At 66.4% G+C, this 24,677-nt stretch carries 38 protein-coding genes; 35 read left to right on the top strand and 3 right to left on the bottom strand.

The annotated features are described in order from the left end of the window. The 32 genes from tuf (at position 1) to rplQ (ending at position 18,138) form a co-directional block, all read left to right on the top strand. Positions 1–1,191, top strand: a complete 1,191-nt coding sequence (gene tuf, locus HR086_RS10365) for an elongation factor Tu (RefSeq protein WP_141643990.1) — start codon at positions 1–3, stop codon at positions 1,189–1,191. 201 nt (positions 1,192–1,392) lie between these two features. Next, positions 1,393–1,701, top strand: coding sequence for a 30S ribosomal protein S10 (gene rpsJ, locus HR086_RS10360; RefSeq protein WP_002633608.1), 309 nt, complete (start codon positions 1,393–1,395; stop codon positions 1,699–1,701). Positions 1,702–1,754: 53 nt separating this feature from the next. Further along, on the top strand, positions 1,755–2,378 hold the full coding sequence (gene rplD / locus HR086_RS10355) for a 50S ribosomal protein L4 (protein ID WP_141643991.1): 624 nt from the start codon (positions 1,755–1,757) through the stop codon (positions 2,376–2,378). Further along, positions 2,375–2,668, top strand: a complete 294-nt coding sequence (locus tag HR086_RS10350; protein WP_141643992.1) for a 50S ribosomal protein L23 — start codon at positions 2,375–2,377, stop codon at positions 2,666–2,668. Before rplD ends, HR086_RS10350 begins: the two co-directional genes overlap by 4 nt. A 35-nt stretch (positions 2,669–2,703) precedes the next feature. Continuing rightward, positions 2,704–3,549 carry a 50S ribosomal protein L2 gene (rplB, locus tag HR086_RS10345; RefSeq protein WP_141643993.1) on the top strand — a complete coding sequence of 282 codons (846 nt, stop codon included), beginning with the start codon at positions 2,704–2,706 and terminating at the stop codon, positions 3,547–3,549. A 15-nt stretch (positions 3,550–3,564) separates the two neighbouring features. After that, positions 3,565–3,852: a 30S ribosomal protein S19 gene (gene rpsS / locus HR086_RS10340; RefSeq protein ID WP_046714300.1), complete on the top strand. Its 288-nt coding sequence runs from the start codon at positions 3,565–3,567 to the stop codon at positions 3,850–3,852. A gap of 35 nt (positions 3,853–3,887) precedes the next feature. Continuing rightward, on the top strand, positions 3,888–4,232 hold the full coding sequence (gene rplV, locus HR086_RS10335; RefSeq protein ID WP_141643994.1) for a 50S ribosomal protein L22: 345 nt from the start codon (positions 3,888–3,890) through the stop codon (positions 4,230–4,232). 40 nt (positions 4,233–4,272) lie between these two features. Next, positions 4,273–4,935 carry a 30S ribosomal protein S3 gene (gene rpsC / locus HR086_RS10330; protein ID WP_002633602.1) on the top strand — a complete coding sequence of 221 codons (663 nt, stop codon included), beginning with the start codon at positions 4,273–4,275 and terminating at the stop codon, positions 4,933–4,935. Positions 4,936–5,001: 66 nt separating this feature from the next. Next, positions 5,002–5,421, top strand: coding sequence for a 50S ribosomal protein L16 (rplP, locus tag HR086_RS10325; protein ID WP_141643995.1), 420 nt, complete (start codon positions 5,002–5,004; stop codon positions 5,419–5,421). Between the two features lie 43 nt (positions 5,422–5,464). Continuing rightward, positions 5,465–5,680, top strand: a complete 216-nt coding sequence (gene rpmC / locus HR086_RS10320; RefSeq protein WP_174459337.1) for a 50S ribosomal protein L29 — start codon at positions 5,465–5,467, stop codon at positions 5,678–5,680. 92 nt (positions 5,681–5,772) lie between these two features. Beyond that, on the top strand, positions 5,773–6,099 hold the full coding sequence (gene rpsQ, locus HR086_RS10315) for a 30S ribosomal protein S17 (protein ID WP_174459322.1): 327 nt from the start codon (positions 5,773–5,775) through the stop codon (positions 6,097–6,099). A gap of 66 nt (positions 6,100–6,165) precedes the next feature. After that, positions 6,166–6,534 (top strand): 50S ribosomal protein L14, encoded by a 369-nt coding sequence (rplN, locus tag HR086_RS10310; RefSeq protein WP_046714296.1) that lies wholly within the window; start codon positions 6,166–6,168, stop codon positions 6,532–6,534. Positions 6,535–6,580: 46 nt separating this feature from the next. After that, on the top strand, positions 6,581–6,910 hold the full coding sequence (rplX, locus tag HR086_RS10305) for a 50S ribosomal protein L24 (RefSeq protein WP_141643998.1): 330 nt from the start codon (positions 6,581–6,583) through the stop codon (positions 6,908–6,910). 303 nt (positions 6,911–7,213) lie between these two features. Continuing rightward, positions 7,214–7,744 (top strand): 50S ribosomal protein L5, encoded by a 531-nt coding sequence (rplE, locus tag HR086_RS10300; protein WP_174459338.1) that lies wholly within the window; start codon positions 7,214–7,216, stop codon positions 7,742–7,744. Positions 7,745–7,770: 26 nt separating this feature from the next. Then, positions 7,771–7,956 (top strand): type Z 30S ribosomal protein S14, encoded by a 186-nt coding sequence (locus tag HR086_RS10295; RefSeq protein ID WP_015350175.1) that lies wholly within the window; start codon positions 7,771–7,773, stop codon positions 7,954–7,956. 191 nt (positions 7,957–8,147) lie between these two features. Further along, positions 8,148–8,552: a 30S ribosomal protein S8 gene (gene rpsH, locus HR086_RS10290; RefSeq protein ID WP_141644000.1), complete on the top strand. Its 405-nt coding sequence runs from the start codon at positions 8,148–8,150 to the stop codon at positions 8,550–8,552. 64 nt (positions 8,553–8,616) lie between these two features. Then, positions 8,617–9,183 (top strand): 50S ribosomal protein L6, encoded by a 567-nt coding sequence (rplF, locus tag HR086_RS10285; protein ID WP_174459323.1) that lies wholly within the window; start codon positions 8,617–8,619, stop codon positions 9,181–9,183. Between the two features lie 108 nt (positions 9,184–9,291). Continuing rightward, positions 9,292–9,648, top strand: a complete 357-nt coding sequence (gene rplR / locus HR086_RS10280; RefSeq protein WP_141644002.1) for a 50S ribosomal protein L18 — start codon at positions 9,292–9,294, stop codon at positions 9,646–9,648. A 19-nt stretch (positions 9,649–9,667) separates the two neighbouring features. After that, complete coding sequence (gene rpsE / locus HR086_RS10275) at positions 9,668–10,189, top strand: 30S ribosomal protein S5 (RefSeq protein ID WP_046714290.1); 522 nt, start codon at positions 9,668–9,670, stop codon at positions 10,187–10,189. 2 nt (positions 10,190–10,191) lie between these two features. Beyond that, positions 10,192–10,461: a 50S ribosomal protein L30 gene (rpmD, locus tag HR086_RS10270; protein WP_141644003.1), complete on the top strand. Its 270-nt coding sequence runs from the start codon at positions 10,192–10,194 to the stop codon at positions 10,459–10,461. Between the two features lie 19 nt (positions 10,462–10,480). Further along, positions 10,481–11,008, top strand: coding sequence for a 50S ribosomal protein L15 (rplO, locus tag HR086_RS10265; protein WP_141644004.1), 528 nt, complete (start codon positions 10,481–10,483; stop codon positions 11,006–11,008). 134 nt (positions 11,009–11,142) lie between these two features. Continuing rightward, positions 11,143–12,489, top strand: coding sequence for a preprotein translocase subunit SecY (gene secY / locus HR086_RS10260; protein ID WP_141644005.1), 1,347 nt, complete (start codon positions 11,143–11,145; stop codon positions 12,487–12,489). A gap of 163 nt (positions 12,490–12,652) precedes the next feature. Further along, positions 12,653–13,306: an adenylate kinase gene (locus HR086_RS10255; protein WP_174459324.1), complete on the top strand. Its 654-nt coding sequence runs from the start codon at positions 12,653–12,655 to the stop codon at positions 13,304–13,306. Between the two features lie 97 nt (positions 13,307–13,403). Continuing rightward, positions 13,404–14,024, top strand: a complete 621-nt coding sequence (gene map, locus HR086_RS10250) for a type I methionyl aminopeptidase (RefSeq protein WP_305794059.1) — start codon at positions 13,404–13,406, stop codon at positions 14,022–14,024. Beyond that, positions 14,018–14,161, top strand: coding sequence for a hypothetical protein (locus HR086_RS49410; protein WP_305794058.1), 144 nt, complete (start codon positions 14,018–14,020; stop codon positions 14,159–14,161). The genes map and HR086_RS49410 overlap by 7 nt, the downstream gene beginning before the upstream one ends. A 151-nt stretch (positions 14,162–14,312) precedes the next feature. Beyond that, a complete protein-coding gene (gene infA / locus HR086_RS10245; protein WP_002614803.1) occupies positions 14,313–14,531 on the top strand; it encodes a translation initiation factor IF-1 in 219 nt (72 codons plus the stop codon). Positions 14,532–14,606: 75 nt separating this feature from the next. Further along, complete coding sequence (gene rpmJ / locus HR086_RS10240) at positions 14,607–14,723, top strand: 50S ribosomal protein L36 (RefSeq protein WP_002633586.1); 117 nt, start codon at positions 14,607–14,609, stop codon at positions 14,721–14,723. A 54-nt stretch (positions 14,724–14,777) separates the two neighbouring features. Further along, positions 14,778–15,161 carry a 30S ribosomal protein S13 gene (rpsM, locus tag HR086_RS10235; protein ID WP_141644008.1) on the top strand — a complete coding sequence of 128 codons (384 nt, stop codon included), beginning with the start codon at positions 14,778–14,780 and terminating at the stop codon, positions 15,159–15,161. Between the two features lie 62 nt (positions 15,162–15,223). Then, positions 15,224–15,664 (top strand): 30S ribosomal protein S11, encoded by a 441-nt coding sequence (gene rpsK / locus HR086_RS10230; RefSeq protein WP_174465494.1) that lies wholly within the window; start codon positions 15,224–15,226, stop codon positions 15,662–15,664. 71 nt (positions 15,665–15,735) lie between these two features. Then, positions 15,736–16,362 (top strand): 30S ribosomal protein S4, encoded by a 627-nt coding sequence (gene rpsD / locus HR086_RS10225; protein WP_141644010.1) that lies wholly within the window; start codon positions 15,736–15,738, stop codon positions 16,360–16,362. A gap of 157 nt (positions 16,363–16,519) precedes the next feature. After that, positions 16,520–17,542, top strand: coding sequence for a DNA-directed RNA polymerase subunit alpha (locus HR086_RS10220; RefSeq protein ID WP_141644011.1), 1,023 nt, complete (start codon positions 16,520–16,522; stop codon positions 17,540–17,542). 182 nt (positions 17,543–17,724) lie between these two features. Further along, positions 17,725–18,138, top strand: a complete 414-nt coding sequence (gene rplQ, locus HR086_RS10215) for a 50S ribosomal protein L17 (protein WP_174465493.1) — start codon at positions 17,725–17,727, stop codon at positions 18,136–18,138. Between the two features lie 102 nt (positions 18,139–18,240). On the opposite strand, the gene HR086_RS10210 is transcribed toward rplQ, so the two are convergent. From HR086_RS10210 to HR086_RS10200, 3 genes are all read right to left on the bottom strand, one after another. Then, a complete protein-coding gene (locus HR086_RS10210; protein ID WP_246137287.1) occupies positions 18,241–18,825 on the bottom strand; it encodes a hypothetical protein in 585 nt (194 codons plus the stop codon). A gap of 111 nt (positions 18,826–18,936) precedes the next feature. Further along, a complete protein-coding gene (locus HR086_RS10205) occupies positions 18,937–20,325 on the bottom strand; it encodes a tetratricopeptide repeat protein (RefSeq protein ID WP_174459326.1) in 1,389 nt (462 codons plus the stop codon). Between the two features lie 11 nt (positions 20,326–20,336). Then, positions 20,337–21,125: a 1-acyl-sn-glycerol-3-phosphate acyltransferase gene (locus tag HR086_RS10200; RefSeq protein ID WP_141644015.1), complete on the bottom strand. Its 789-nt coding sequence runs from the start codon at positions 21,123–21,125 to the stop codon at positions 20,337–20,339. A 238-nt stretch (positions 21,126–21,363) separates the two neighbouring features. Between HR086_RS10200 and HR086_RS10195 the strand changes: the two genes are divergently transcribed. The 3 genes from HR086_RS10195 to HR086_RS10185 all read left to right on the top strand — a co-directional run. After that, positions 21,364–21,978: a deoxynucleoside kinase gene (locus HR086_RS10195; RefSeq protein ID WP_174459327.1), complete on the top strand. Its 615-nt coding sequence runs from the start codon at positions 21,364–21,366 to the stop codon at positions 21,976–21,978. Continuing rightward, positions 21,978–23,150 carry a DUF2314 domain-containing protein gene (locus HR086_RS10190; RefSeq protein WP_174462690.1) on the top strand — a complete coding sequence of 391 codons (1,173 nt, stop codon included), beginning with the start codon at positions 21,978–21,980 and terminating at the stop codon, positions 23,148–23,150. The genes HR086_RS10195 and HR086_RS10190 overlap by 1 nt, the downstream gene beginning before the upstream one ends. A 53-nt stretch (positions 23,151–23,203) precedes the next feature. Beyond that, positions 23,204–24,677: FHA domain-containing protein (locus HR086_RS10185; RefSeq protein ID WP_174465492.1), on the top strand; the 1,474-nt coding region annotated here is incomplete at its 3' end.

Here is a 24,677-nt window from a genome sequence, read left to right as displayed (position 1 = left end):
ATGGCCAAGGAAAAGTTCGAGCGTAACAAGCCCCACGTGAACATCGGCACGATCGGACACGTGGACCACGGCAAGACGTCGCTGACGGCGGCCATCACGAAGGTGCTGGCGAAGACCGGCGGCGCCACGTTCCTGGCGTACGACCAGATCGACAAGGCGCCGGAAGAGCGTGAGCGCGGCATCACCATCTCCACGGCGCACGTGGAGTATCAGACGAAGAACCGGCACTACGCGCACGTGGATTGCCCGGGTCACGCCGACTACGTGAAGAACATGATCACGGGCGCGGCGCAGATGGACGGCGCCATCCTGGTGGTGTCGGCCGCGGACGGCCCGATGCCCCAGACGCGTGAGCACATCCTGCTGGCGCGCCAGGTCGGTGTCCCGTATATCGTGGTCTTCCTGAACAAGGTGGACCTGCTGGACGACCCCGAGCTGCGCGAGCTCGTGGAGATGGAAGTCCGGGACCTGCTGAAGAAGTACGACTTCCCCGGCGACTCGATTCCCATCGTCCCTGGCTCCGCCATGAAGGCGCTCGAGGGTGATACGAGCGAGGTCGGCGAGGGCGCCATCCTGAAGCTGATGGAGGCGGTGGACAGCTACATCCCGACGCCGCAGCGCGCGACGGACAAGCCCTTCCTGATGCCGGTGGAAGACGTGTTCTCCATCGCCGGCCGTGGAACGGTGGCGACGGGCCGCGTGGAACGTGGCATCATCAAGGTTGGCGAGGAAGTTGAAGTCGTCGGTCTGCGCGATACGCAGAAGACCGTCGTCACGGGCGTGGAGATGTTCCGCAAGCTGCTGGACGAGGGCCGGGCGGGAGACAACATCGGCGCGCTGGTGCGTGGTCTGAAGCGCGAGGACATGGAGCGCGGGCAGGTGCTGGCCAAGCCGGGCAGCATCAAGCCGCACACCAAGTTCAAGGCGCAGATCTACGTGCTGTCGAAGGAAGAGGGTGGTCGCCACACCCCGTTCTTCAAGGGATACCGTCCCCAGTTCTACTTCCGCACGACGGACGTGACGGGAACGGTGAAGCTGCCTGAGAACGTGGAAATGGTGATGCCGGGCGACAACATCGCAATCGAGGTGGAGCTCATCACCCCGGTGGCGATGGACAAGGAGCTGCGCTTCGCTGTTCGCGAGGGTGGCCGCACGGTGGGCGCCGGCGTCGTGGCGGAAGTGATCGAGTAGCAGGCCTCCTCCCGGCTCCCATGGACATCCCCTCGGGGAATTTCCAGGGAGCCGGAGGAAATCCAGTTGCATACACCGGGGCGGGATGGTAATCACCGCGCCCCTTCGTTCTGAAGAAACGGCTCTGTGACAACCAGGGGACGTCGGTCGTAGCGCCTCCCGGGGCGTTGGCACAAAGTTCGTTCTAAGAGGTTCTTGCGAATGGCGACACAGAAGATCCGCATCCGGCTGAAGGCATACGACTCGAAGCTCCTGGACCAGAGCGCGGGTGAGATCGTCGAGACGGCCAAGCGCACGGGCGCGAAGGTGGCCGGTCCGATCCCCCTTCCTACGCGCATCAACAAGTTCACGGTGCTGCGTTCGCCGCACGTGGACAAGAAGAGCCGCGAGCAGTTCGAGATCCGCACGCACAAGCGCCTGCTCGATATTCTCGAGCCCACGCAGCAGACGCTGGATGCGCTCATGAAGCTGGATCTGTCGGCCGGCGTTGACGTCGAGATCAAGTCCTAGGAAGCGGGTGGGCGTCCGAGTGGTTTCACTCCGACCCCCGCGAGGAAAGTGCCATGGCGAAGTTTGACGTTGTCGACCTCGATTTGAAGAAGGTGTCGGAGATTGAGCTCTCCGACGACATCTTCGGCGCTGAGCCGAACGCGCACCTCTTTTACGAGGTCGCGAAGATGCAGCAGATCAACCGGCGTCGCGGCACGGTGGGTGTGAAGAACACCTCGCTGGTCAGCGGCGGCGGCAAGAAGCCCTGGAAGCAGAAGGGCACCGGCCGCGCCCGCCAGGGTTCCATCCGCGCTTCCCACTGGGTGGGCGGCGGCAAGGCGATGGCTCCCAAGGCTCGCGACTACTTCTACCGCCCGCCCCGCAAGGTGCGTCGCGGCGCGCTGAAGTCGGCGCTGTCCCTGCGCGCCAAGGAGAAGACGCTCATCATCCTGAGCGGGTTCTCCCTGGACGCCCCCAAGAGCAAGCAGGCCTTCGAGGCGCTCACCAAGCGTCTGAAGCTGCAGAACGCCCTGGTGGTGGACGAGAAGAGCAACACCAACCTGCACCGCAGCGTGCGGAACCTGGCGAAGTTCGACGTGCTTCCTCCCGAGGGTCTCAACCTCGAGGCCGTTCTGAAGCACTCGCACCTCGTGCTCACCTCCGCGGCCGCGAAGACCCTCGAGGGGGCGCTCTCATGAATCTCAGCGACGTCATCAAGGGCCCGCTCATCACCGAGAAGCTGGACAAGGCCCGCGAGAAGTTCCGCCAGTACTCGTTCATCGTGGACCGCAAGGCCACCAAGCACGACGTGGCTCGCGCGGTGGAGACGCTGTTCAAGGTCACCGTCGAGGGCGTCAACACGAACGTCGTTCGCGGCAAGATCAAGCGCGTGGGTCGGAGCATCGGCAAGCGGCCCAACTTCAAGAAGGCGGTCGTCACCCTCAAGGAAGGCGACTCGATCGAACTCTTCGAGGGAGGGGCGGCCTGACGCTACGGCGTTGAGGTCAGCCTGAGGAACACACCATGGGCATCAAGAAGTACAAGCCGACAAGCGCCGCCCGCCGTCACATGACGGTGTCCGATTTCGCGGACATCACCAAGGACGCGCCCGAGAAGAAGCTGACCGAGCCGCTGAAGCGCTCGGGTGGCCGCAACGTGCACGGACACATCACCCGGCGTCACCAGGGTGGTGGTCACAAGCGCCGCTACCGCGTCATCGACTTCAAGCGTCGTGACAAGGACGGCGTGCCGGCCAAGGTCACCGCGGTGGAGTACGACCCGAACCGCACCGCCAACATCGCCCTGCTGACGTACGCGGACGGTGAGAAGCGCTACATCCTGGCCCCGGTGGGCCTGAATGTGGGCGACACGGTGTTCGCCGGCGAGACCGCCGACATCCGTCCGGGCAACTCCCTGCCGCTGCAGAACATCCCGGTGGGTACCATCATCCACAACGTGGAGCTGAAGCCGGGCCGTGGCGCCCAGGTCATCCGCTCCGCGGGAACCTCCGGACAGCTGATGGCGAAGGAGGGCCGCTACGCGCAGGTGCGTATGCCTTCTGGAACCGTTCGCATGGTCCTCATCGAGTGCCGCGCCACCGTGGGCCAGGTGGGTAACATCGAGCACGAGATCATCCGCATCGGTAAGGCGGGTAAGAGCCGCTGGCTGGGCATCCGCCCGACGGTTCGTGGTCTCGCGATGAACCCCGTGGACCACCCGCACGGTGGTGGTGAGGGTAAGTCCGGTCAGGGCAACCCGCACCCGGTGTCGCCGTGGGGCAAGAAGACCAAGGGTCTGACCACGCGCACCAACAAGCGTACTGACAAGTTCATCGTGAGCGGCCGCCGCCAGGGCGCGCGCAGCCAGTAAGAGGATTCGCAAGCCATGGCTCGTTCGATCAAGAAGGGTCCGTTCGTCGACGACTTCCTCGTCAAGAAGATCGAGGACATGATCAAGACGAACAAGAAGACTGTCGTGAAGACGTGGTCCCGCCGCTCCACCATCCTTCCGGAGTTCGTGGGTCACACCTTCGCGGTGCACAACGGGAAGAAGTTCATCCCGGTGTTCGTCACGGAGAACATGGTGGGCCACAAGCTCGGCGAGTTCGCCCCGACGCGTACGTTCGGTGGACACTCGGCGGAGAAGAAGGTCGCCAAGGCCCCGGGCAAGTAGCCTGGCGCATTGCCTGAGAGCCTGAGGAGATGACCATGGAGTCGACTGCACATCTGCGTTTCCTGCGCATGAGCCCCCGCAAGCTGTCCGTCGTTGCGGCGCTCATCCGGGGCAAGCCCGTCGAGGCTGCCCTCAACATCCTGAAGTTCACCAAGCGCGCCGCGGCCCTGCCGGTGGAGAAGCTCATCAAGAGCGCCGTGGCCAACGCGACGGACCTGTCCAAGGGTCAGGTCGACGTGGACACGCTCTACGTCAAGACCATCTCGGTGGACCAGGGTCCTACCCAGCGCCGGTTCATGCCGCGCGCCATGGGTCGGGCCACCCCGATCAAGAAGAAGACCGCCCACGTCCATGTGGTGCTGGCCGAGGCCAAGAAGTAGGACCCGTCGGGCCCAGCCCGGACGTTCAAGGAGATTCACGTTGGGACAGAAAGTTCATCCGATCGGGTTCCGGCTTGGCGTCATCAAGACCTGGGACTCCAAGTGGTTCGAGCACAAGAACTACGCGCAGTGGCTCCATGAAGACATCCGCATCCGCGAGTTCGTGAAGAAGTCGCTGAACCACGCGGGCGTGTCCAAGGTGGAGATCGAGCGCGCAGCCAACAAGGTGAAGGTCAACGTCCACACCGCGCGTCCGGGTATCGTCATCGGCAAGCGCGGCGCGGGCATCGAGACGGTGAAGAAGGACCTCCAGCAGTTCACGAAGAACGAGGTCTTCCTCAACATCGTCGAGGTCCGCAAGGCGGAGACCGACGCGCAGCTGGTGGCGGAGAACATCGCCACGCAGCTTGAGCGTCGCATCGCGTTCCGTCGCGCCATGAAGAAGGCGCTTCAGACTGCGATGAAGTTCGGAGCCAAGGGCATCCGCGTGGCCTGCTCGGGCCGCCTGGGTGGCGCCGAGATGGCCCGCTACGAGTGGTACCGCGAGGGCCGCGTGCCCCTGCACACCCTCCGCGCGGACATCGACTATGGCTTCGCCGAGGCCAAGACGACCTACGGCAAGATCGGCTGCAAGGTCTGGGTCTGCAAGGGCGAGGTTCTCCCGGGCAAGGGCGGCCAGGCCCCCATGCCTTCCAACCGCTAAGAGCCCTCCCGCTTTGGGCGCTCTCGAGAGAGGTCGCCCGGGGCAGGGCAGTGAAGGACAGCGACGATGCTTCAGCCTGCACGTACGAAGTACCGCAAGATGCACAAGGGCCGCACGCCCGGCGCCGCGCACCGTGGCAGCGACTTGACCTACGGTGAGTTCGGCCTGATGAGCCTGCAGCCGGGGTGGATTACGTCCCGGCAGATCGAGGCGGCTCGTATCGCGATGACCCGCCACGTGAAGCGCGGCGGCAAGATCTGGATCCGAATCTTCCCGGACAAGCCCATCACCAAGAAGCCCGCCGAGACCCGAATGGGTACCGGTAAGGGTGGCGTGGAGTACTACGTCGCGGTGGTGAAGCCCGGCCGCATCCTCTACGAGATGGAGGGGATGACGACCGAGGTGGCCACGGGGGCGCTGAAGCTGGCGCAGGCGAAGCTGCCGGTGCTCACGCGTATCGTGACGCGCACGGACCTGAGCCTCTAGGCACCGCGGCGGGAGCCGCCTTCGGGTGGGCTCCCGCACGCATGTGGAGATAGCAATGGCGACTGCGAAGGAACTGAGGGAGCTGTCGGCGGACGACCTGCAGCGGCGGGCGACGGAACTGCGTGAGACGCTGTTCCAGGACCAGCTCAAGCGGCGGACCGGCTCGCTGGACAGCCCGGCGGAGCGAACCCTGCACCGGCGTGACCTGGCCCGGGTGCTGGCGGTTCTCGGCGAGAAGAAGAAGGCGGCGAAGGCCTAAGGCCGACGTCGCGATTCCTCCAAGCGCGCTCGCCCGGAAGCGGGTGCGTGCGGCCATCCGGGACGCGAGAGCGCCCGGGTGCATGAGAGACAGTGAGAACAAAGATGGCTGAAACGACTGAAGCGCCCAAGGCAGAGACCTCCTCCCGCGGCCGTCCAAAGACGCGCGTGGGAATCGTCACCTCCAACAAGATGCAGAAGACGGTCGTGGTCACCGTCCAGCGCCGGGCTCCCCACCCGAAGTACGGGAAGATCATGAGCCTGCGCGAGAAGTACAAGGCGCACGTGGAGGACCACGACTATCCGAAGAAGATCACCATCAACGAGGGTGATCGGGTCCGGATCGCCGAGACCAAGCCTGCCTCGAAGGACAAGCGGTGGCGTGTGGTCGAGGTGCTGGAGAAGAGCAAGAACGTCTAGCACGCACCTCCACCTGCGCGGCCGTGAGGCGGTGTGGTGGAGTCACCGGCGATAGGAGATTCTCAGATGATTCAGATGACGAGCGTGCTCGACGTGGCGGACAACTCGGGCGCGAAGAAGGTGTTCTGCATCAAGGTGCTCGGCGGTTCGAAGCGCAAGTACGCGTCCATCGGCGACGTCATCGTCGTGTCGATCCGCGAGGCGCTGCCCAACTCGAAGGTGAAGAAGGGTGACGTGGCCAAGGCCGTCATCGTCCGCACCAAGCGCGAGGTGGGTCGTCCCGACGGCAGCTTCATCAAGTTCGATGGCAACTCCGCGGTCCTCATCAACAAGGACATGGAGCCCATTGGTACGCGCATCTTCGGGCCGGTGGCCCGTGAGCTCCGCGCCCGCAAGTTCATGAAGATCATCTCGCTGGCGCCCGAAGTCCTCTGAGAGGACCGCAGGCCGGACGGCGAGCAGCCAGAGAGACGAGGAAGCCATGCAGAAGATGAAAGTGGGAGACACGGTCCAGGTCATGGCCGGGGCCGAAGCCTCCGAGAAGAGTCCCGCGACGAAGCGCGGCAAGGTGCTGAAGATCGACCGCGAGGCGGGTCGCGTGACCGTTGAGGGTCTGCGCCTGGTCAAGCGTCACCAGAAGAAGACGCCCCAGAATCCCGAGGGTGGCATTGTCGAGAAGCCCGGCACCATCGCCCTGGCGAATGTCCAGGTCGTGTGCGCCAAGTGCGACAAGCCGACCCGCGTGGGGGTCAAGACCGAGGGCGAGAAGCTCCAGCGGTTCTGCAAGAACTGCGACGCGCTGATTGACTAGGAGTCCCTGTTGGGGCATGTATGCGCGCCCTTCTGCCCGCCCTGGTGGGCGGGTAGGGGGGCGTGCAGGCAACGAGGGCCTGGGTGGTTCCGGGGCCCTCGCGGTGTTTTCAGTTTCCAGATGAAGGACTGATCGGACGCGCTGGGTCCACAACGGCGCCCCGAAGCAGAGGATACGACGATGGCTGACGAGAAGAAGCCGGACCAGAAGGAAAAGAAGGCGAAGCGGGGCAAGAAGGAAGAGGCCAAGAAGGTTGGCTTCGCGGCGAACATCGAGGAAGGCCTCGAGAGCAAGCCGGCCCGCATGAAGGAGCGCTTCCGCAAGGAAGGGGTGCCCGCCCTGATGAAGGAGCTGGGCCTCAAGAACCCGATGGAGGTTCCGCGTCTCCAGAAGATCGTCGTCAACATGGGTCTCGGCGAGGCGCTCGCCAACAACAAGATCCTGGAGTCGGCGGTGGACCAGCTCGCGGCGATCACGGGTCAGAAGCCCATCGTCACGCGCGCTCGCAAGTCCATCGCGAACTTCAAGCTGCGTCAGGGCCAGGCCATCGGTGCCGCCGTGACGCTGCGTGGTACTCGCATGTACGAGTTCATGGACCGCCTCATCACCGTGGCGCTGCCGCGCGTGCGTGACTTCAAGGGCGTGTCCCCGAAGGCTTTCGACGGGAAGGGCAATTACACGCTCGGCGTGCGCGAGCAGATCATCTTCCCTGAGATCAACTACGACCAGATCGAGAAGGTGAAGGGGCTCAACATCAGCTTCGTCACCACCGCCGCGAACGACGAGCAGGGGTTGGCGCTGATGCGTCACTTCGGCCTGCCGTTCCGTCAGTAAGCCCTCGAGCCAAGGACCTCAAGACAATGGCCAAGCTCTCCAAGATCGCCCAGGCGAAGCGCAAGCCGAAGTTCGCCGTGCGCCAGTACAACCGCTGCCCGCTGTGCGGTCGGCCGCGCGCCTTCCTTCGCAAGTTCAAGATGTGCCGTATCTGCCTGCGCAACCGTGCGCTGCGCGGCGAGATCACCGGCGTCACCAAGTCGTCCTGGTAGCCGGAAGGGCAGGGTGCTGAGGGGCTCGGAAGGGCTCATCGGCACCCTGGGCGCGCTCCGGGAGGAGCTCGCTCAATCGAAGTTTCAACCTCAGCAGTGGCGGTCGGCGCGAACCCCCGGGATGGGCCCGGCAGGCGCGGCGGCCGCGAACGCGAGATGCTCGATGAGGGCTCTTGCTTGGAAGGTAGCTCATGCCGGTCAATGATCCTGTTGGCGACATGCTGACCCGCCTGCGCAATGCTTCGCGCGCGCGTCACGACAAGGTCGTCATTCCCCACTCGAAGCTCAAGCTCGAGATCATCAAGGTCCTCAAGGATGAGGGCTACATCGGGGAGTTCGCCGTCGCCACCCCCGAGGGCTCGCCGCAGAGCGAGATCACCGTGCAGCTCAAGTACGGTCCGGACCGCAGCCCCGCCATCACCGGCATCCGCCGCGTGTCCAAGCCGGGCCTACGCCGCTACTGCGGCGTGAGCGACATCCCGCAGGTGCTGGGTGGAATGGGTATCTCCATCCTGTCCACGTCCCGCGGCATCCTGGTGGACTCCGAGGCCCGCAAGCAGAAGGCGGGCGGCGAGCTGCTCTGCACCGTCTACTAGCCAGCTGCCTGGCGGCCGCGCCTCGCGAGAGTGCGCGCCCCGGGCATACAGGACCGAGGCAACCATGAGTCGGATTGGAAAACTGGCGATCAAGCTCGGCGACAAGACGAAGGCCATCGTCGCCGGCCAGCAGGTGAATTTCGAGGGCCCCAAGGGCAAGCTGTCCGTGAAGCTGCCCGCCCGGGTCAAGGTGGAGATCAAGGACGGCCAGGTCAGCGTGCTGCGCGAGGATGATTCTCGCGAGGCGCGCAGCCTGCACGGCCTGACCCGCACCATCCTCGCGAACGCGGCGAAGGGCGTGTCCACCGGCTTCGAGCGGAAGCTGGACATCCGCGGCGTTGGTTTCCGCGCCGAGGTGAAGGGCAAGGCCATCCACTTCGCGCTAGGCTACTCGCACCCGGTGGTGTTCAACCTGCCGGAGGGTGTGACGGCTGAAGTCGACAAGGCGGCCCGCACCGAGGACAGCCTCCCCACCGTGGGGCTGACGCTCCGCTCGGCGGACAAGGAAGCGCTTGGCGCAACGGCGGTGAACATCCGCTCGTTGCGTCCGCCCGAGCCTTACAAGGGCAAGGGCATCAAGTATTCCGAGGAGCGCATCCGTCGTAAGGAGGGCAAGACCGGAACGACCTAGTCGTTTCGTCTGTCCTGAGGGTTCCCAATCCCGTCGGGCCCGTGGGGTCCGACGGCATCATCCGGCGGCGGAAGTCCGCATCGCCGCCGGAAGGACAAGGAAGCAGCCATGCCGACGAAGATCGATTCGCGTCTCAAGAGGAAGAACCGCATCCGCAAGAAGCTCTCGGGCACCACCGAGCGGCCGCGGCTTTCCGTTTACAAGAGCCTCAAGCACATCTACGCGCAGGTGGTGGACGACACCACTGGCAAGACCCTCGCGTTTGCCTCGTCGCTGTCCAAGGACCTGAAGGGCCAGGACGAAGGCGACAAGAAGGCGGACGCGAAGCGGGTGGGTGCCCTGATCGCGCAGAAGTGCAAGGCTGCCAACGTCGAGGCGGTGGTGTTCGACCGCAACGGCTTCCCCTATCACGGGCGCATCGCCGCCGTGGCTGACGCCGCGCGCGAGGCCGGGCTGAAGTTCTAGCTTTCGAAAGGATTTCCAAGTGGCAACTCCGATCAATCCGAACGATCTGGACCTCACCGACCGCGTGGTGAACATCAACCGCGTGGCCAAGGTCGTGAAGGGCGGCCGCCGGTTCTCGTTCGCCGCCCTGGTGGTGGTGGGCGACGGCGCTGGACACGTGGGCGTCGGCCTGGGCAAGGCCAACGAGGTCCCCGAGGCCATCCGCAAGGGTGGCGAGAACGCGAAGAAGAATCTCTTCCGCGTCCCGCTCATGGGTCACACGATTCCGCACGAGGTGCTTGGGCACTTCGGCGCCGGCTGGGTGCTGTTGAAGCCGGCCAGCGAAGGTACGGGCGTCATCGCCGGTGGCGCGGTGCGCGCGGTTCTTGAGGCGGCGGGCATCCGCAACATCCTGACGAAGAGCCAGGGTTCGCGGAATCCGCACAACGTGCTGAAGGCCACGGTTGCTGGCCTGAAGCTGCTGCGGAGCGCGGCGCAGGTGTCGCGGCTGCGTGGCAAGGACGTCGAGTCGGCGAAGCTCGCCGGGGAGCAGAGGGGCTAGTCATGGCGCTCAAGGTGAAGCTGACGAAGAGCTACGCGGGCGCTTCCGAGGACATGCTGGCCACCATCCGTGGCCTGGGTCTGAAGAAGTTTGGTCAAGAGCGCCTGCTCAAGGACACCCCTGCCATCCGTGGGATGGCGTTCAAGGTGAAGCACCTGGTCTCCCTGGAGACGGTGAGCACCGAGGCGCCGGCGCCGAAGCGCCGCAAGCCGCGCAAGATCGCCCTGCGGGATCGCGCGCGCGCCTACCAGGCCAAGCAGACCAAGGCCTGAGCACGAGAGGACTGAGACAATGAGCACTCTGCACGATTTGAAGCGTCCCTCGCGCTCGTGGCACCGCAAGAAGCGGGTGGGTCGCGGCCAGGGTTCTGGCCTGGGCAAGACGGCCGGCCGCGGTGGCAAGGGTCAGAAGGCCCGTTCCGGCAACATGCGGTTCGAGGGCTTCGAGGGCGGTCAGAGCCCTCTGCAGCGCCGCCTTCCGAAGTTTGGTTTCAACTCCCCCAACCGCACGGTGTACGCGGTGGTGAACCTGTCGGATGTGGACACCCACTTCGACGCGGGCTCCACGGTGGATGAGGCCTCTCTGAAGAAGGTCGGTCTGGTCAAGGGTCGTTACCACGGCGTGAAGCTGCTGGGACACGGCGCGCTGACCAAGAAGGTCACCATCCGTGTCCACAAGGCCTCCGAGGCCGCGAAGTCCGCGGTCGAGAAGGCGGGCGGCGCGGTGGATGTCCTTCCGCTGATGGCCCACAAGCCCGAAGCGGCCGCGAAGGCCCATGCTGGCAAGGGCGTCAAGGCCCCTCGGCAGCCCAAGGCTTGAGCATGTTCGGCGCGCATCACTTGACGGTGGTGCGCGCCATTTCGCTTGTGTAGGCTTCTGCGCCCCTTTCCCGTCCGTGGAACAGGGGCGTTTTGTCGTCCTGGCAGAACCCTCACGAAGAGGATGGCTACCCCGTGGCTCTCAATGCCTTCGCCAACGTCTTCCGCATCGCGGAGCTGCGCAGCCGGCTTGCGTATACGCTAGCCCTGCTGGCCGTCTACCGCATCGGCATCTTCATCAATACGCCCGGCGTGGATCGGGCGGCGATGAACGCCTTCATGGACGCCCAGAAGCAGTCGGGCGGACTGGTGTCGCTGTTCAACCTCTTCTCCGGCGGCGCGCTGGAGCAGATGTCCATCTTCGGATTGGGCATCATGCCTTACGTCAGCGCCTCCATCATCATGCAGCTGCTGGCGGTGGTCATCCCCAGCCTGGAGCGGCTGCAGAAGGAGGGCGCCGCGGGGCGGCAGAAGATCAATCAGTACACCCGCTACGGCACCATCGTCCTCTCTGTCATCCAGGGTATCGGAATCTCCCGGTGGCTGGCGTCCCTCGGGCGCTCCGACGGGGGCCAGAGTGGTTTCAACCAGGTGGTGGTTCCGGACGACAGCGTCTGGTTCACCTTCATGACGGTCATCAGCCTGACGGCCGGTACGGCGTTCATCATGTGGCTGGGTGAGCGCATCACCGAGCGTGGCATCGGCAACGGCATCTCGCTCATCATCTTCGCGGGCATCGTCGCTGGCGTGCTCCCGGGTGCCAAGTCGCTGCTGGACCTGACGCGGCAGGAAGTCATCGCGGTGGCCGAGGTCCTGGCGCTGCTGGTCTTCATGCTCCTCATCATCGCGGTGGTGGTCTATGTGGAGCGCGGCATGCGCCGCATCCCCATCCAGTACGCCAAGCGCATGGCGGGGCGCCGGATGTTCGCGGGCCAGGCCACGTACTTCCCGATGAAGGTCAACACCGCCGGCGTCATCCCTCCCATCTTCGCGGGCGCGGTGCTGTCGTTCCCGGCCACGCTGGGCACGTGGTTCCCGTTCCTGCAGGACCTGCAGCGCGCCATCGAAGGCAACCTGTGGATCTACAACGGCCTCTTCGTGCTGATGGTCATCTTCTTCGCCTACTTCTACACGGCGCTGACCTTCCGGCCGGATGACGTGGCGGACAACATCAAGAAGCAGGGCGGCTACATCCCGGGCATTCGTCCGGGTCGTCAGACGGCGGAGTTCATCGAGCGAGTGCTGAACCGGCTCACGTTCGGTGGTGCGCTGTACCTGGCGGTCATCTGTGTGATTCCATCCGTCATCAGCGGCATGCTCAACGTTCGCTTCACCTTTGGCGGCACCGCGCTGCTGATCGTGGTGGGCGTGGCGCTGGACACGGTGCAGCAGATCGAGGGTCACCTCATCAGCCGCAACTACGAAGGCTTCGCCGGGCCGCGTGGCCCCCGCATCCGCGGCCGGGTGCGCGTGGCGGCCTGAGTCACGACGTTCCACGTCCCGGGCGCCTCTCCCCGTCGTGGGGAGGGGCGCCTCGTCGTTCCGGGATGGAGTCGTTCAAGGTATTCGGTGGTGCACATGGGGGGCGCTTGGAAGCTTCGTGGCCGACGACTTCCGTGCCTTCCTTGGGAGCTGAGAGGAGCACATGAACCTGATCCTGTTGGGACCGCCGAACGCGGGGAAGGGTACCCAGGCGAAGAAGCTCTTCGCCGACTTCCACATCCCGCAGATCTCCACCGGTGACATTCTCCGCAAGGCAGTGGCGGAGGGGACGGAGCTGGGGAAGGTCGCGGGTCCGTTGATGGCGGCGGGCCAGTACGTGCCGGACGAAGTCGTCATCGGTATCGTCGAGGAGCGTTTGAAGCAGTCAGACGTGGCCCAGGGCTTCGTGCTGGATGGCTTCCCGCGCACGCCGGGCCAGGCTGACGCGCTGGAAAGGATGCTGGGGCGGCTGGGCAAGCAGCTCGACGCGGTCGTCTCGCTCGAGGTGCCGCACAAGACGCTGGTGGAGCGTGGCTCCGGCCGGCGCGTCTGCCCCGTGGACGGAAGCGTCTACCACGTGGATCAGAGCCCGCCGAAGCGCGCGGGGTACTGTGACAAGTGCGGCACGGGGCTGGTGCAGCGTCCGGATGACATGCCAGACGTCATCGAGAAGCGCCTCCAGAAGTACGACGCGGAGACGGCCCCGCTGAAGGCCTTCTACGCGAAGAAGGGCGTGCTCAAGAGCGTGGACGGTGTGGGCTCGCCAGACGGCATCTACGAGGAGATCAAGAGCGCCGCGGGTCGGGGCAAGGTCTGATGCCCGGACGGGCCGGCGAGCGGACGTTGGGCGCTTGCGGCGCCCATTGCCGCTTGCCACCCGTTCTCCGTGCGCGGATGGCGCGCACGGAGCGCTGATGAGCCAGGTGGCGATCAAATCCCGGGACGAGATAGCCCTCATGCGCCAGGCGGGTCGGATTGTCTCCGACGTCCTGGATGCGCTGGAGAAGGCGGTCGCTCCGGGAATCACCACCTGGGACTTGGATGCCCTGGCGGAGAGGCTGACGGCGGAGCGGGGCGCCAGGCCGGCGTTCAAGGGCTACCTCGGCTTTCCGTGTGTGCTATGTGCCTCCATCAACGATGAGGTGGTCCACGGCATCCCCAGCAAGCGGCGGAAGCTGGCCGAGGGCGACCTCATGAAGCTCGACTTCGGGGTGTCGTACCGGGGGTGGTTCGGGGATGCGGCCAGGACGGTGGCGGTGGGAAAGGTGTCGGCCGAGGCGAGGTCCCTGTTGGACACGACGCGTGAGTCCCTCCACAAGGCCATCCAGGCCATGAAGCCGGGCAACCGGTTGGGGGATATCGGGCACGCCGTCCAGCGGCACGTGGAGGCTCGGGGGTACTCTGTCGTCCGGGATTTTACCGGCCATGGGATTGGCCGGAAGCTCCATGAGTTCCCCCACGTGCCCAACCATGGGCAGGCGGGGGCGGGGATGAAGCTCCGTCGGGGATGGTCCTCGCGGTGGAGCCGATGGTGAACCAGGGAACCCACGAGGTGGAACTCCTGGACGATGACTGGACGGCGGTGACGGCGGACCGGAAGTTGTCCGCCCACTTCGAGCACACCATCCTCATCACGGATGGCGGAGCCGAGGTGCTCACCCGAGGGGCGTGAAGGGGCCGGGACTGCGGGTGAAATATGAGGGTGTTATGGTGGGTTGGTAGGAATCCGAGTTTTCCCGCGCGGGACGCTTGCCACTTGCGGACCAAAGTGATAATCCGCCGCGCTTCCAGAAGGTTCGTGGTCCGGGAAGAGGGTTTGACGCTTGCCGAAGGATGATTCCATCGAAGTTGAGGGGACGGTGATGGAGCCCCTCCCCAACGCGATGTTCCGCGTGGTGCTGGATAATGGCCACAAGGTGCTCGCGCACATCTCGGGCAAGATGAGGATGCACTTCATCCGCATCCTCCCGGGAGACAAGGTGAAGGTCGAACTGTCTCCGTACGACCTGACGCGCGGACGGATCACGTACCGGGCGAAGTAGAAAAGGGCGCCGCTCTGGGACTAGGGTGGCGACCCTCATGACTTTTCATCTGTTCGAAGGAAGGAAGTTCGCTCCATGAAGGTTCGGGCGTCCGTCAAGAAGATCTGCGACAAGTGCAAGGTTGTTCGCCGCAAGGGCATCGTGCGCGTGATTTGCGCTTCCAACCCCCGGCACAAGCAGCGCCAGGGCTAACCGCCGACAGGCTGTTGGCTCCAGACCAACTCCACTCCAGAAGGAAGACCGAAGATGGCTCGTATCGCCGGCATCGACCTGCCGCCCAACAAGCGCGCCGTGATCTCGCTTCAGTACATCTACGGGATCGGCAACAAGTCCGCGCAAGACATCATCGAGGCGGCGGGCATCGATCCCACCACCCGGACCAAGGACCTCACCGAGGACCAGGCTCGCAAGATCCGTGAGATCATCGAGGCCAGCTACAAGGTCGAGGGTGACCTCCGGCGTGAAGTGACGATGAACATCAAGCGCCTGATGGATCTGGGCTGCTACCGAGGTCTCCGTCACCGCAAGGGCCTGCCTGTCCGTGGCCAGCGCACCCACACCAACGCGCGTACCCGCAAGGGTCCCAAGCGCGGCATCGTTCGGGCGAAGCCGGCCGCTCCGGCTCGGTAAACCGCAGCGCCGGCCCGTGAGGTGCCGGCGTCGATCACCTCCTCTCAGGAGCAGCAACTCACATGGCTGACGAGACCAATACTTCGGCTGCGGCGCCCACGGGCGCCGAGGGCGAGGCCCCTGCCGCGAAGAAGGCCAAGCGCAAGGGCAAGAAGAGCATTCTCAATGGCGTGGTCCACATCCAGTCCACGTTCAACAACACCATCATCACGATCACGGACGTGTCCGGGAACGTGATCTCCTGGTCCTCGGCCGGGGCGCGTGGCTTCAAGGGAAGCCGCAAGTCCACCCCGTTCGCCGCTCAGGTGGCCGCCGGTGATGCCGCGGCGAAGGCGATGGAGCACGGGCTGAAGAACGTGTCCGTGTTCGTGAAGGGTCCGGGCGCGGGCCGTGAGTCGGCGCTGCGCGCGCTGGCCGCCGCCGGTCTGAAGATCAACCTCATCCGCGACGTGACGCCCATCCCGCACAACGGGTGCCGTCAGGCCAAGCGCCGCCGCGTCTAACCCCTTCGTCCGGGCCGCCCTTCGCGCCACCGGCGTGGGGGCGGCTCCAGATCACCTTTAAGGAGAAGTCTGTGGCCCGTTACACCGCGAGCGCTTGCCGTATCTGCCGGCGCGAAAACCTCAAGATGTACCTGAAGGGCGACCGCTGCTACACGGACAAGTGTGCCATCGAGCGCCGCCCGTATCCCCCCGGCCAGCACGGCCAGGGCCGCGTGAAGTTCTCTGGTTACGGCGTGCAGCTGCGCGAGAAGCAGAAGGTCAAGCGCATGTACGGCCTGCTGGAGAACCAGTTCCGCGGCTACTACCACCGCGCGTCCGCCGCCAAGGGCAAGACGGGTGAGAACCTCCTGCAGCAGCTGGAGCTCCGCCTGGACAACGTGGTGTTCCGCATGGGCTTCGCGGATACCCGCAACGAGGCGCGCCAGCTGGTCCGCCACGGCCACTTCCAGGTGAACGGCCGCAAGGTCAACATCCCCTCGTTCTCCATCAAGCCCGGCACGTCCGTCGAGGTCGTGGAGAAGAGCCGCAAGGTGCTCCGCATCTCCGAGGCGCTGGAGACGGTGGACCGCCGTGGCGTTCCGCAGTGGATCGACCTGGACAAGAAGTCGTTCAAGGGCACGGTGCGCACGGTCCCCAACCGCGAGGACCTGACCATGCCCATCCAGGAGCAGCTCATCGTGGAGCTCTACTCCAAGTAATCGCCGCGCCAGGCCCATTCGGGCCTGGACGACGTAGTCAACGCCCTGGCCGACGAGGCCGGGGCGTCGTGCTTTATCGCAGTCCCCTACGTGGCCATCCTCCCGCCCTTCCGGTGGGTAAGTCGGTGGTGGCGCACGTCTCGAGGAGTCGTACACCATGGCTGATACGTACATTGCGAAGAACTGGCGTGACCTCATCAAGCCGCGCCGCATGGAGGTGGACCAGGACAGCCTGACGCCCACCTACGGGAAGTTCATCGCGGAGCCGCTGGAGCGTGGCTTCGGTACCACCCTGGGCAACTCGCTGCGCCGGGTGCTCCTGTCGTCGCTGCAGGGCGCGGCCATCACCTCGGTGAAGATCGAGGGCGTGGACCACGAGTTCACCACCATCCCCGAGGTGTCCGAGGACGTCACGGACGTCGTGCTGAACCTGAAGGAAGTCCTCCTTCGGATGCACACGAACGAGCCGAAGACGCTGCGCATCGAGGCGGAAGGGCCCAAGGAAGTGAAGGCGGGTGACCTCATCACCGACGCCGACGTGGAGATCCTCAACCCAGGTCACCACATCTGCACCATCTCCGAGGGTGGCAAGCTCCGCATGGAGCTGACGTGCCGCCGCGGCCGTGGCTACGTGCCGGCCAACTCGAACAAGGTGATCGGCGCGCCCATCGGCACCATCCCCATCGACTCGCTGTTCTCGCCCACCCGCAAGGTGAACTACCAGGTCACCAACGCGCGCGTCGGTCAGGTCACCGACTTCGACAAGCTGTCGCTCGAGGTCTGGACGGACGGCTCGGTGTCCCCTCAGGACGCGGTGGCGTACGCGGCGAAGATCATCAAGGAGCAGCTCACCGTCTTCGTGAACTTCGACGAGACGGAGGAGCCGGTCATCGCCGAGGCGCCGAAGGAAGAGGCGAAGCTGAACGAGAACCTGTTCCGCTCGGTGGATGAGCTGGAGCTGTCGGTGCGTTCCGCCAACTGCCTGCAGCAGGCGAACATCAAGACCATCGGCGACCTGGTGCAGCGCACCGAGGCCGAGATGCTCAAGACGAAGAACTTCGGCCGCAAGTCGCTGAAGGAGATCAAGGAGATCCTCGCGGAGATGGGCCTGTCGCTCGGCATGAAGCTCGAGAACTGGCCCCCGAAGCAGGCTCCGGCCCCGGCGGCGCCGAAGGCGTAGAGTCTTCGTGGTACTTTCCTCCGTGCCCGCGACACGGCAGCACGCGGCGCGGAGGGAAGGGGTCTGGTGCGGTTGACCCGGCTCAACCAGCAGTGGCGAGCCTCGTGTCGGGGTCGCCCTTCCCACCCGGTACCTGATACGGCCGGAGTGGTGGCCCCCACGCGGGGACCCGGAGCACGACGATGCGTCACAAGGTCGGACAACGAAAGCTGCACCGCACCACGAGCCACCGGCTCGCGATGCTCAACAACATGGTCACCTCGCTGCTCGAGCACCAGGCCATCCGCACCACGGTTCCCAAGGCCAAGGAGGCCCGGAAGCTGGCGGAGCGCATCATCACGCTGGGTAAGCGCGGTGGGCTCTCCAACGTGCGTCTGGCGGCTCGGACGGTGAAGGACCGCGACGTGCTGCAGAAGGTCTTCAGCGAGTACAAGGACCGCTACGCCACGCGTCCCGGCGGCTACACCCGCATCATCCGCCTCGGCTTCCGCCGGGGTGATGCCGCGGAGATGGCGCTGCTGGAGCTGGTGGACCGGCCCGAGAAGAAGGCCGCGCCCGCCGCCGACGCTCCCGCCGAAGAGACCAAGGCCGAGTAAGGCCCGTCTCCATGCCCCTTCGTGAGGAGGGGCTGGTGGAAACGCAGAGGGCGCTCTTCCCGTGGGGAAGGGCGCCCTTCGTGTTTGCGGGGCTCCTGGAAGCTACTTCGGCCCGAGCAGGCGCTTCCACTCGTTGAGCAGGTCCTCGGTGAGGTTCGCGCTGTCGTCGCTGCTGCGCATCTCCAGCGTGTTGAAGCGCAGGTCCGCGGGGGCGGCGCCGCTGGTGCCCATGAGCTGCTTGGGGGTGATGGTGATGAACTCACCAGCGCCCACCGAAGGCACGGCCGCGCGGTACTGGCCGTTGACGATGAGGGTGACGTCCTTCCACGCCTCCTTGCTCTCGTTCCAGATGGTGATGGAGGGCCGGTCCAGTTTGTCGCTGAGCACCAGCCGCGCGTCCATGTCCCCTGTCTGAACGGAGCTGCCGGGGCAGGCGATGGCGAAGCTCGCCACAGTCAACGCCAGCCACCCGGCGACGATGGACGCCTTGTACTTGAAGAAGCGATCCCGCTGACGGAAGTCGCCCGCGAACTCCTTCAGGATGGAGAGCGCATTGAGGGCCTGATTGGACGCCTCGCCCGCGAGCCGCTGTCCGAGGGCGCCGTCCTGCTTGCCCTTCTGGAGCGGCGCGGTGCGCGCGGCGGACATCACCCGCAGGGTGCCCGGATCCGTCGGCGTGCGAGGCATGCCTGGACTGCTCGGCGTCCGGGGCTGCGTGCCGGGATTGGTTGCCGTGCGCGGAGACTTGCGGCCATCACTCATCAAGCGCGAAGTGTAGAGGGCACGACCCGTTGGTGGCTACTGGCCCTTGAGGGATTGCAGCGCACGCGAGGCGATGGCGTTCTCCGGCTGCGCCTCCAGCACCTTGGAGAGCCAGCGCTCGGCCTCCTCGGCCGCCGTCTTCCTCACCTGCGGACGCGTGGACTTCATCGACTGTTCGGTGAAGAGCAGCCCCAGCCGCAGCGAGAACTCCACATTCTCCGGGTCCTTTTCGACCACGTAGCGCAGCTCACGTTCCGCGGCGGGGTAGTCGCCGTCGAGCTGGTACACGAGCGCGAGCTTTCCCCGTGCGGGGATGGAGTCGGGCGACAGGGACACCGCCACGATGAAGGCCTCGCGGGCCGCCGCCAGGTCCCTGCGATCGAGATGCAGGTCACCCAACCGGAACCAGGCCGCGTCCAGCAGCGGATGCAGCGCGACAGCCTTCTCGAACGACGCACGGGCCGCGTCCGGACGCTGACGGGAGGCGTAAAGCTCCCCCAGGTAGAGGTGGTTCTTCCCGTCGCGAGGAGCGCTTTCGATGGCCTGCTTGAACTCGTCCACCGCGCGGCCCGCGTCGTCCAGGCGCTGATAGGCGAGGCCCAGCAGCGAGTGCAGCACCGCCAGGTCCGGGTAGTCGTGCAGCACCTCCTCGAAGGCGAGGATGGCGTGCTGGGGGGCATCCAGGTCGTTCAGGTAGCGCAGGCCCTCTTCGAGCTTGGCCTCGGCTGCCTTGGGGATGCCACCGAAGGGGTCGCTGATCTGCTCCATCAGCGCGCGCGCCGTGGCCACGTCGGACGGGGCGGGCCGGCCTCGGACCACCACGCCCAGGGCCTCCACCGCACCCGCCGGGTCTCCCGTGCGGTGCAGCGCCTTGGCCAGGGGCAGGCGCCAGGCGGTGCGCTCGGGGGCCAACGCCGCCGCGCGACGCAGGGGCTCCACGGCGGCGGCGTACTGTTCGGACTCCAGGCGGGCGACACCCAGGCGGTGGTGGTACTCGGCGGTGTCCGGAGAGAGGGTGATGGCTCGCTCGAAGGCGGTGACGGCCGGCGCGCCGGCGTCCTTCGCCCGGGAGAACAGGGCCAGCCCGAGCATGTACTGGTCCACCGCCCGCTCGCTCGCGGCGATGCGCGCCTGGAGCTCCTCGATCCACGCGTCGGTGCGGCCCGCCTTCACCTGGGCCTCCGTGAGGGTGCGGGCCACGTCCAGGTCCTCGGGGGCCTTCGCGTGCAGGTCCTTCAGGAGCCCGAGCGCCTTCTGCGGCTGGTTCTCCTCCAGGTACGCCCGCGCCCGGGAGCGCTCGTCGGTGGGCAGGGGGGCGCCCGTCGTGGCCGAGGTGGTGTGGCCGCAGCCGGCGGCGAGCAGACCCAGGCCCAGTACGGCGGCGCGGGCCCAGGGGCGAAAGCGGAAGGCGGGAGTCGTCGTCACGGGAGAACGTCTCAGGGAGTGGAGGTGGCGCGGGCGGCGCTGATGCCTTCGAGGCCCGCGGCGGCGACGGAGTCCTCGGGGTCGCCACCCTTGCCGCCCAGCGCGAGGCTGTCGGCGATGATGACCTCTCGCACGGCGCGGGCGAGGCCCTCCCGGTCATTCTCCGCGAAGCCCGTGGTGTCGATGGGCTTGCCAATCTTCACGCGGATGGGGCCGGGAGTGATGTTCCAGCTGTCCTTGGGCATCAGGCTGCCGGAGCCCTCGATGGTGACGGGGCAGATGGGGACGCGGGCCTTGAGCGCGAGCGCGAAGGGGCCCTTCTTGAAGGGCAGGATGTGGCCGTCCGGGGAGCGAGTGCCCTCGGGGTACAGGAAGATGCTCGTCCCGCCGCGAATCTTGGCCGCCGCCGCGTCCAGCGAGGCGATGGCCTTGGAGCGGTTGCTCCGGTTGACGAAGACGTGACCGGCGAGCGCGAGATACCAGCCGATGAACGGCACCCACTTGAGCTGGTCCTTCGCCACGTAACGGAACGGCACGGGCACGGCCATGAAGTGCGCCGGGATGTCGATGGTGGACTGGTGGTTGGCCACGTAGATGGTGGCCCGCCGCGGGTCCACGTTCTCCTGGCCCAGGACCTCCAGCTTCGCGCCACCGGCCCAGAGCAACACCGGAGACCAGATCCTGCGAGCCACCCAGACGGAGTTGGCCGGCCTCAGCGTCAACACCATCGCCAGGATGGCCAGGACGAAGCTGATGGGGGTCCACACGCCCGCCGTCACGACACAGAAGAGCTTACGCATCCCTCAGCCCCCTCCTCGGGGCCGGTTCGTCGGGCCGACGGAAGTCGCGGCCCGAGGGCAGCCCCGCGGCCAGATGTCCTGTCCCGGACGGCCGGACAGGCGGCCGCACCCCGGGAGGTGGCGGCGCCCAGGGGCGCGGCGAGAGGGACGGCTCGGGGGCATGCACTTCTTCTACCACGAGCCTTCCTTACCTTGTTGCTGGTGCGCGCAGCTTGGCGGGGTTACAAGCAGGGGTGGCGTGGCCAGGAAAAAGTTTATCGCCATCGCGGGCAACATCGGCGCCGGGAAGACGGAGCTCACGTCGTTCCTCTGCCGGAAGTACGGGTTGACCCCGTCCTTCGAGCCCAATGACCAAAACCCCTACCTCGCGGACTTCTACAAGGACATGAAGACGTGGGCCTTCCGCTCACAGCTCTTCTTCCTGACGCATAAGTTCCGCCTCCACCGGGAGTTGGAGCGCACGCCCGGTACCGTGCTGCAGGACCGCACCCTCTACGAGGACGCGGAGATCTTCGCCAAGAACCTCCACCGCCAGCGGCTCATCGACAAGCGGGACTGGAAGACGTACTGCGAGCTCTACGAGACCATCTCCGAGTCGCTGCGTCCGCCCGACCTGATGATCTACTTGCGCTGCCCCGTGCAGACGCTGAAGGAGCGTATCGCCCTGCGCGGCCGCTCCATGGAGAAGGACATCCCCACCCGCTACCTCCAGCGCCTCAATGCCCTGTATGAGGAATGGTTCGGTGCCTACCGGTTGTCTCCAGTCCTGGTGCTGGCCACCGACAAGCTCGACTACCTGACCGACCTGGTGGACCGCGTGGACCTCTTTCAGCAAATCGAGAAGCACCTGTGATGGAGGTCTACCTCCTGGCGACCGAGCAAGAAGGGCCCGCACCGCTGGATGCCCTGCGAGCCTCTTTCGCGACGGACGAGGTGGAGTTCACGCCAGCCGAGGACGGCCAGGGCTTCGTGCTCCGGGCGGACAGCTCGGAGGTGCATGTCCGGCTGACGGTGGGCCCCGAGGGCCTGCCCAAGTTCAACAAGGCCGCGTACAGCGGCAGTCCAGAGGCCTTCACTCGACTGAGCAAGGCGAAGGCCTACTACCACCTGGCGCTGGAGCCGGGTGGGGCGCAGCCCACGCTGCCCGTGTTCGAGGCGCTGTGGGCCGTGCGCACCCTGCTGGAGCATGTGCCCGGGGTGCTCGTGGACCTGGCGGCCTTCAAGCTGCACGAGCCCGAGGACGTGGTGGAGATCACCGAGCTGGACTTCGACATCCGGGACCACGTCCACCTGCACGCGGTGGAGGTGACGGAGGGCGACACGCCGCTGTGGGTGCACTCGCACGGCATGGAGAAGTTCGGCGCCCGGGATTTGGAGATCTTCCACCTCGCGGAGCAGGACCTGTTGCCCGCGGAGAGCTTCCTGCACGAGCTGTGCACGGACCTGGCCTTCGGTCAGGGGCCCGCGCTGCGCTCCCAAGTGGGCACCAGCGAGGGGCAGGCGTTCATGGTGGTGCCCTCCGAGGAGGCGCGCGCCAACCTGCTGGGCGTGCCGCTGGAGACCTTCGAGGGGCATGAAGGCCTCTTCCTCACGGTGGTGTCCCCCCTGGGGCGCCACAACACGTCCCAGCTCCTGGCGCCGTACCGCGAGCGCTTCACCCAGGAGCCCGAGGAGCAGACGGAGTCCATGCGCCGTGAGGCCCAGGCGCTCTTGCCCTCCTTCCTCGCGCGCTTCCAGCGCCGGGGGCTGATGGAGCCGCTCACCTTCCTCGTCCGGGCCCCCTTCGACACCCACCCGGATGGAAACACGGTGGTGGAGAACCTCTGGCTGGAGCTCATGGCCCGGGACGACGGCACCCTCGTCGGCAAGCTCGTGGATGGCGCGGTGCACACCACCGAGTGGCGCAAGGGCGCTCACGTCGAGGTCGAAGAGACCCAGGTCAACGCCCTGGCGCTCAGCCGCGAGGGCCGGGCCCTGGATGAAGGGGAGATTCGGACCCTGTTGAACGCCGAAAGGCCGATGTAGGGCGACATGGCGGCGCTTGCCCGCGTCCTCGGGGACGCTAGGCTCCGCGCCCCATGCCCGCACTCCTGCTGCTCACTGGCCCGTCCGCGGGGCGCCGCTTCGAGGTGCTCTCGGACATGGCCATTGGCCGCAGCCCGTCCTGCGAAATCCCCCTGCGCGATGACCAGGTCTCCCGCAAGCACGCCCAGCTGACCGTCCACGAGGGAGAGGTCCGACTGACGGACCTGGGCTCTCGCAACGGGACGCTGCTGAACGGCGCGCGCATCAGCGGCGAGGTGGTGCTGCATCCCGGCGACCGCGTCCGGGTGGGTTTGACGGTGGCTGTCTTCGAGCCGCCCCCAGTGACGCTCGTGGAAGGCGGGCCGACGTCACCTGGCCACGTCCCGATTGAAGAGGTGCTGCCTCACGTGGGCGCCGCCGCGGCGCTGTACTCGGCGGGCACGGCGCTGCTGGGGGCCACCAGCGAGGCCATGGTGTTGCGGCGGCTGGCGGATGAAGTCGCTCGAGCCCTCAGCGCCGACCGGGCCGCGGCGCTGCTGGGAAGCAACACGGGGCTGCTCACCGCGGCGGTGTCGGGCGCGGAGTCCATGTCCGTGCCTCGCTCGCTGGCGCAGGTGGCGCTGGAGCGCAAGGAGCTGGTCCAGTCGGAGACGGAGATGTGCGCGCCGCTCGTGGCCTCCGGAGGGATGCCCTTCGGCGTGCTCTATGCGACGCGCTCGGACTCCTCGTTCACCGGTGGCGAGGGGCAGCTGCTCGCGGCGCTCGGGCGGCTGGGGGGCGAGGCCTATACGGCGGTGCGCTCCCGGATGGAGGCGGAGTCGCCCGCGCCCGTGCTCATCGGGACGTCCAGGCCGCTGCGCGCGCTGATGGACGGTGCTCGGCGGGCGGCGAACAGCGCCGCGCCCGTGGTGCTCCATGGCGAGTCCGGGACGGGCAAGACGATGTTGGGGCGGGTCGTCCATGCTCGATCGCCCCGGGCGCTGGAGCCGCTGGTGGTGGTGGACTGCCGTCAGCCCACCGAAGTCGTCGAGGAGGCCCTCTTCGGCCGCGCCAGCGCGCCTGGACAGCCTCCCGTGGCGTCCGCGTTGCTTCGCGCGGACCGGGGCTCGCTGCTGCTCCAGCACGTCGAGGCGCTGCCTCGGAGCGCCGCTGAGCGGCTGGCTCGACTGCTGGCTCGAAGGGTGGCGCCAGCGCGGCAGGGCGGCGAGGAGCCCGTGGACGTGCGGTTGCTCGTCACCGCGTCGGTTCCCGTGACACTGCTGGGGACCCACGGGGAGGTGGACGCGTCGCTCGCTCGGAGTTTGATGGGCTTCGAGCTGGAGGTGCCTCCCTTGCGCGAGCGCCGGGCGGATGTGCTGGTGTTGTTCGAGGGCTTCCTCGCGCGTGCCGCGCGCCGGGTGCGGCGGGAGCCTCCGGTGCTGGGCGCGGATGCCCGGCGCCTGCTGGCGGACTACCCGTGGCCCCACAACGTGCGGGAGCTGGAGCTGGTGGGGGAGCGGTTGGGGTTGCTCTACGCCGGTGGAAGGG

The organism is Myxococcus sp. CA039A (genome assembly GCF_013336645.1).
In the GTDB taxonomy this organism is placed as follows: domain Bacteria; phylum Myxococcota; class Myxococcia; order Myxococcales; family Myxococcaceae; genus Myxococcus; species Myxococcus llanfairpwllgwyngyllgogerychwyrndrobwllllantysiliogogogochensis.
The sequence above is the reverse complement of the archived record's forward strand: the minus strand, read 5'-3'. Positions and strand labels throughout refer to the sequence as shown.

Coding starts and splice junctions, on each gene's coding strand:
- tuf (WP_141643990.1), top strand. CDS start 1: ATGGCCAAGGAAAAGTTCGAGCGTAACAAGCCCCACGTGAACATCGGC.
- rplP (WP_141643995.1), top strand. CDS start 5,002: ATGCTTCAGCCTGCACGTACGAAGTACCGCAAGATGCACAAGGGCCGC.
- rpsK (WP_174465494.1), top strand. CDS start 15,224: ATGGCTGACGAGACCAATACTTCGGCTGCGGCGCCCACGGGCGCCGAG.
- rpsS (WP_046714300.1), top strand. CDS start 3,565: ATGGCTCGTTCGATCAAGAAGGGTCCGTTCGTCGACGACTTCCTCGTC.
- HR086_RS10190 (WP_174462690.1), top strand. CDS start 21,978: ATGGAGGTCTACCTCCTGGCGACCGAGCAAGAAGGGCCCGCACCGCTG.
- rplE (WP_174459338.1), top strand. CDS start 7,214: ATGAAGGAGCGCTTCCGCAAGGAAGGGGTGCCCGCCCTGATGAAGGAG.
- rplD (WP_141643991.1), top strand. CDS start 1,755: ATGGCGAAGTTTGACGTTGTCGACCTCGATTTGAAGAAGGTGTCGGAG.
- HR086_RS10255 (WP_174459324.1), top strand. CDS start 12,653: ATGAACCTGATCCTGTTGGGACCGCCGAACGCGGGGAAGGGTACCCAG.
- map (WP_305794059.1), top strand. CDS start 13,404: ATGAGCCAGGTGGCGATCAAATCCCGGGACGAGATAGCCCTCATGCGC.
- rplO (WP_141644004.1), top strand. CDS start 10,481: ATGAGCACTCTGCACGATTTGAAGCGTCCCTCGCGCTCGTGGCACCGC.
- rpsM (WP_141644008.1), top strand. CDS start 14,778: ATGGCTCGTATCGCCGGCATCGACCTGCCGCCCAACAAGCGCGCCGTG.
- HR086_RS49410 (WP_305794058.1), top strand. CDS start 14,018: ATGGTGAACCAGGGAACCCACGAGGTGGAACTCCTGGACGATGACTGG.
- rplF (WP_174459323.1), top strand. CDS start 8,617: ATGAGTCGGATTGGAAAACTGGCGATCAAGCTCGGCGACAAGACGAAG.
- rplB (WP_141643993.1), top strand. CDS start 2,704: ATGGGCATCAAGAAGTACAAGCCGACAAGCGCCGCCCGCCGTCACATG.
- HR086_RS10295 (WP_015350175.1), top strand. CDS start 7,771: ATGGCCAAGCTCTCCAAGATCGCCCAGGCGAAGCGCAAGCCGAAGTTC.
- HR086_RS10350 (WP_141643992.1), top strand. CDS start 2,375: ATGAATCTCAGCGACGTCATCAAGGGCCCGCTCATCACCGAGAAGCTG.
- rpmD (WP_141644003.1), top strand. CDS start 10,192: ATGGCGCTCAAGGTGAAGCTGACGAAGAGCTACGCGGGCGCTTCCGAG.
- HR086_RS10200 (WP_141644015.1), bottom strand. CDS start 21,125: ATGCGTAAGCTCTTCTGTGTCGTGACGGCGGGCGTGTGGACCCCCATC.
- rpmJ (WP_002633586.1), top strand. CDS start 14,607: ATGAAGGTTCGGGCGTCCGTCAAGAAGATCTGCGACAAGTGCAAGGTT.
- rplQ (WP_174465493.1), top strand. CDS start 17,725: ATGCGTCACAAGGTCGGACAACGAAAGCTGCACCGCACCACGAGCCAC.
- rplV (WP_141643994.1), top strand. CDS start 3,888: ATGGAGTCGACTGCACATCTGCGTTTCCTGCGCATGAGCCCCCGCAAG.
- rpsH (WP_141644000.1), top strand. CDS start 8,148: ATGCCGGTCAATGATCCTGTTGGCGACATGCTGACCCGCCTGCGCAAT.
- HR086_RS10220 (WP_141644011.1), top strand. CDS start 16,520: ATGGCTGATACGTACATTGCGAAGAACTGGCGTGACCTCATCAAGCCG.
- rplN (WP_046714296.1), top strand. CDS start 6,166: ATGATTCAGATGACGAGCGTGCTCGACGTGGCGGACAACTCGGGCGCG.
- rpsJ (WP_002633608.1), top strand. CDS start 1,393: ATGGCGACACAGAAGATCCGCATCCGGCTGAAGGCATACGACTCGAAG.
- HR086_RS10210 (WP_246137287.1), bottom strand. CDS start 18,825: ATGCCTCGCACGCCGACGGATCCGGGCACCCTGCGGGTGATGTCCGCC.
- rplX (WP_141643998.1), top strand. CDS start 6,581: ATGCAGAAGATGAAAGTGGGAGACACGGTCCAGGTCATGGCCGGGGCC.
- rplR (WP_141644002.1), top strand. CDS start 9,292: ATGCCGACGAAGATCGATTCGCGTCTCAAGAGGAAGAACCGCATCCGC.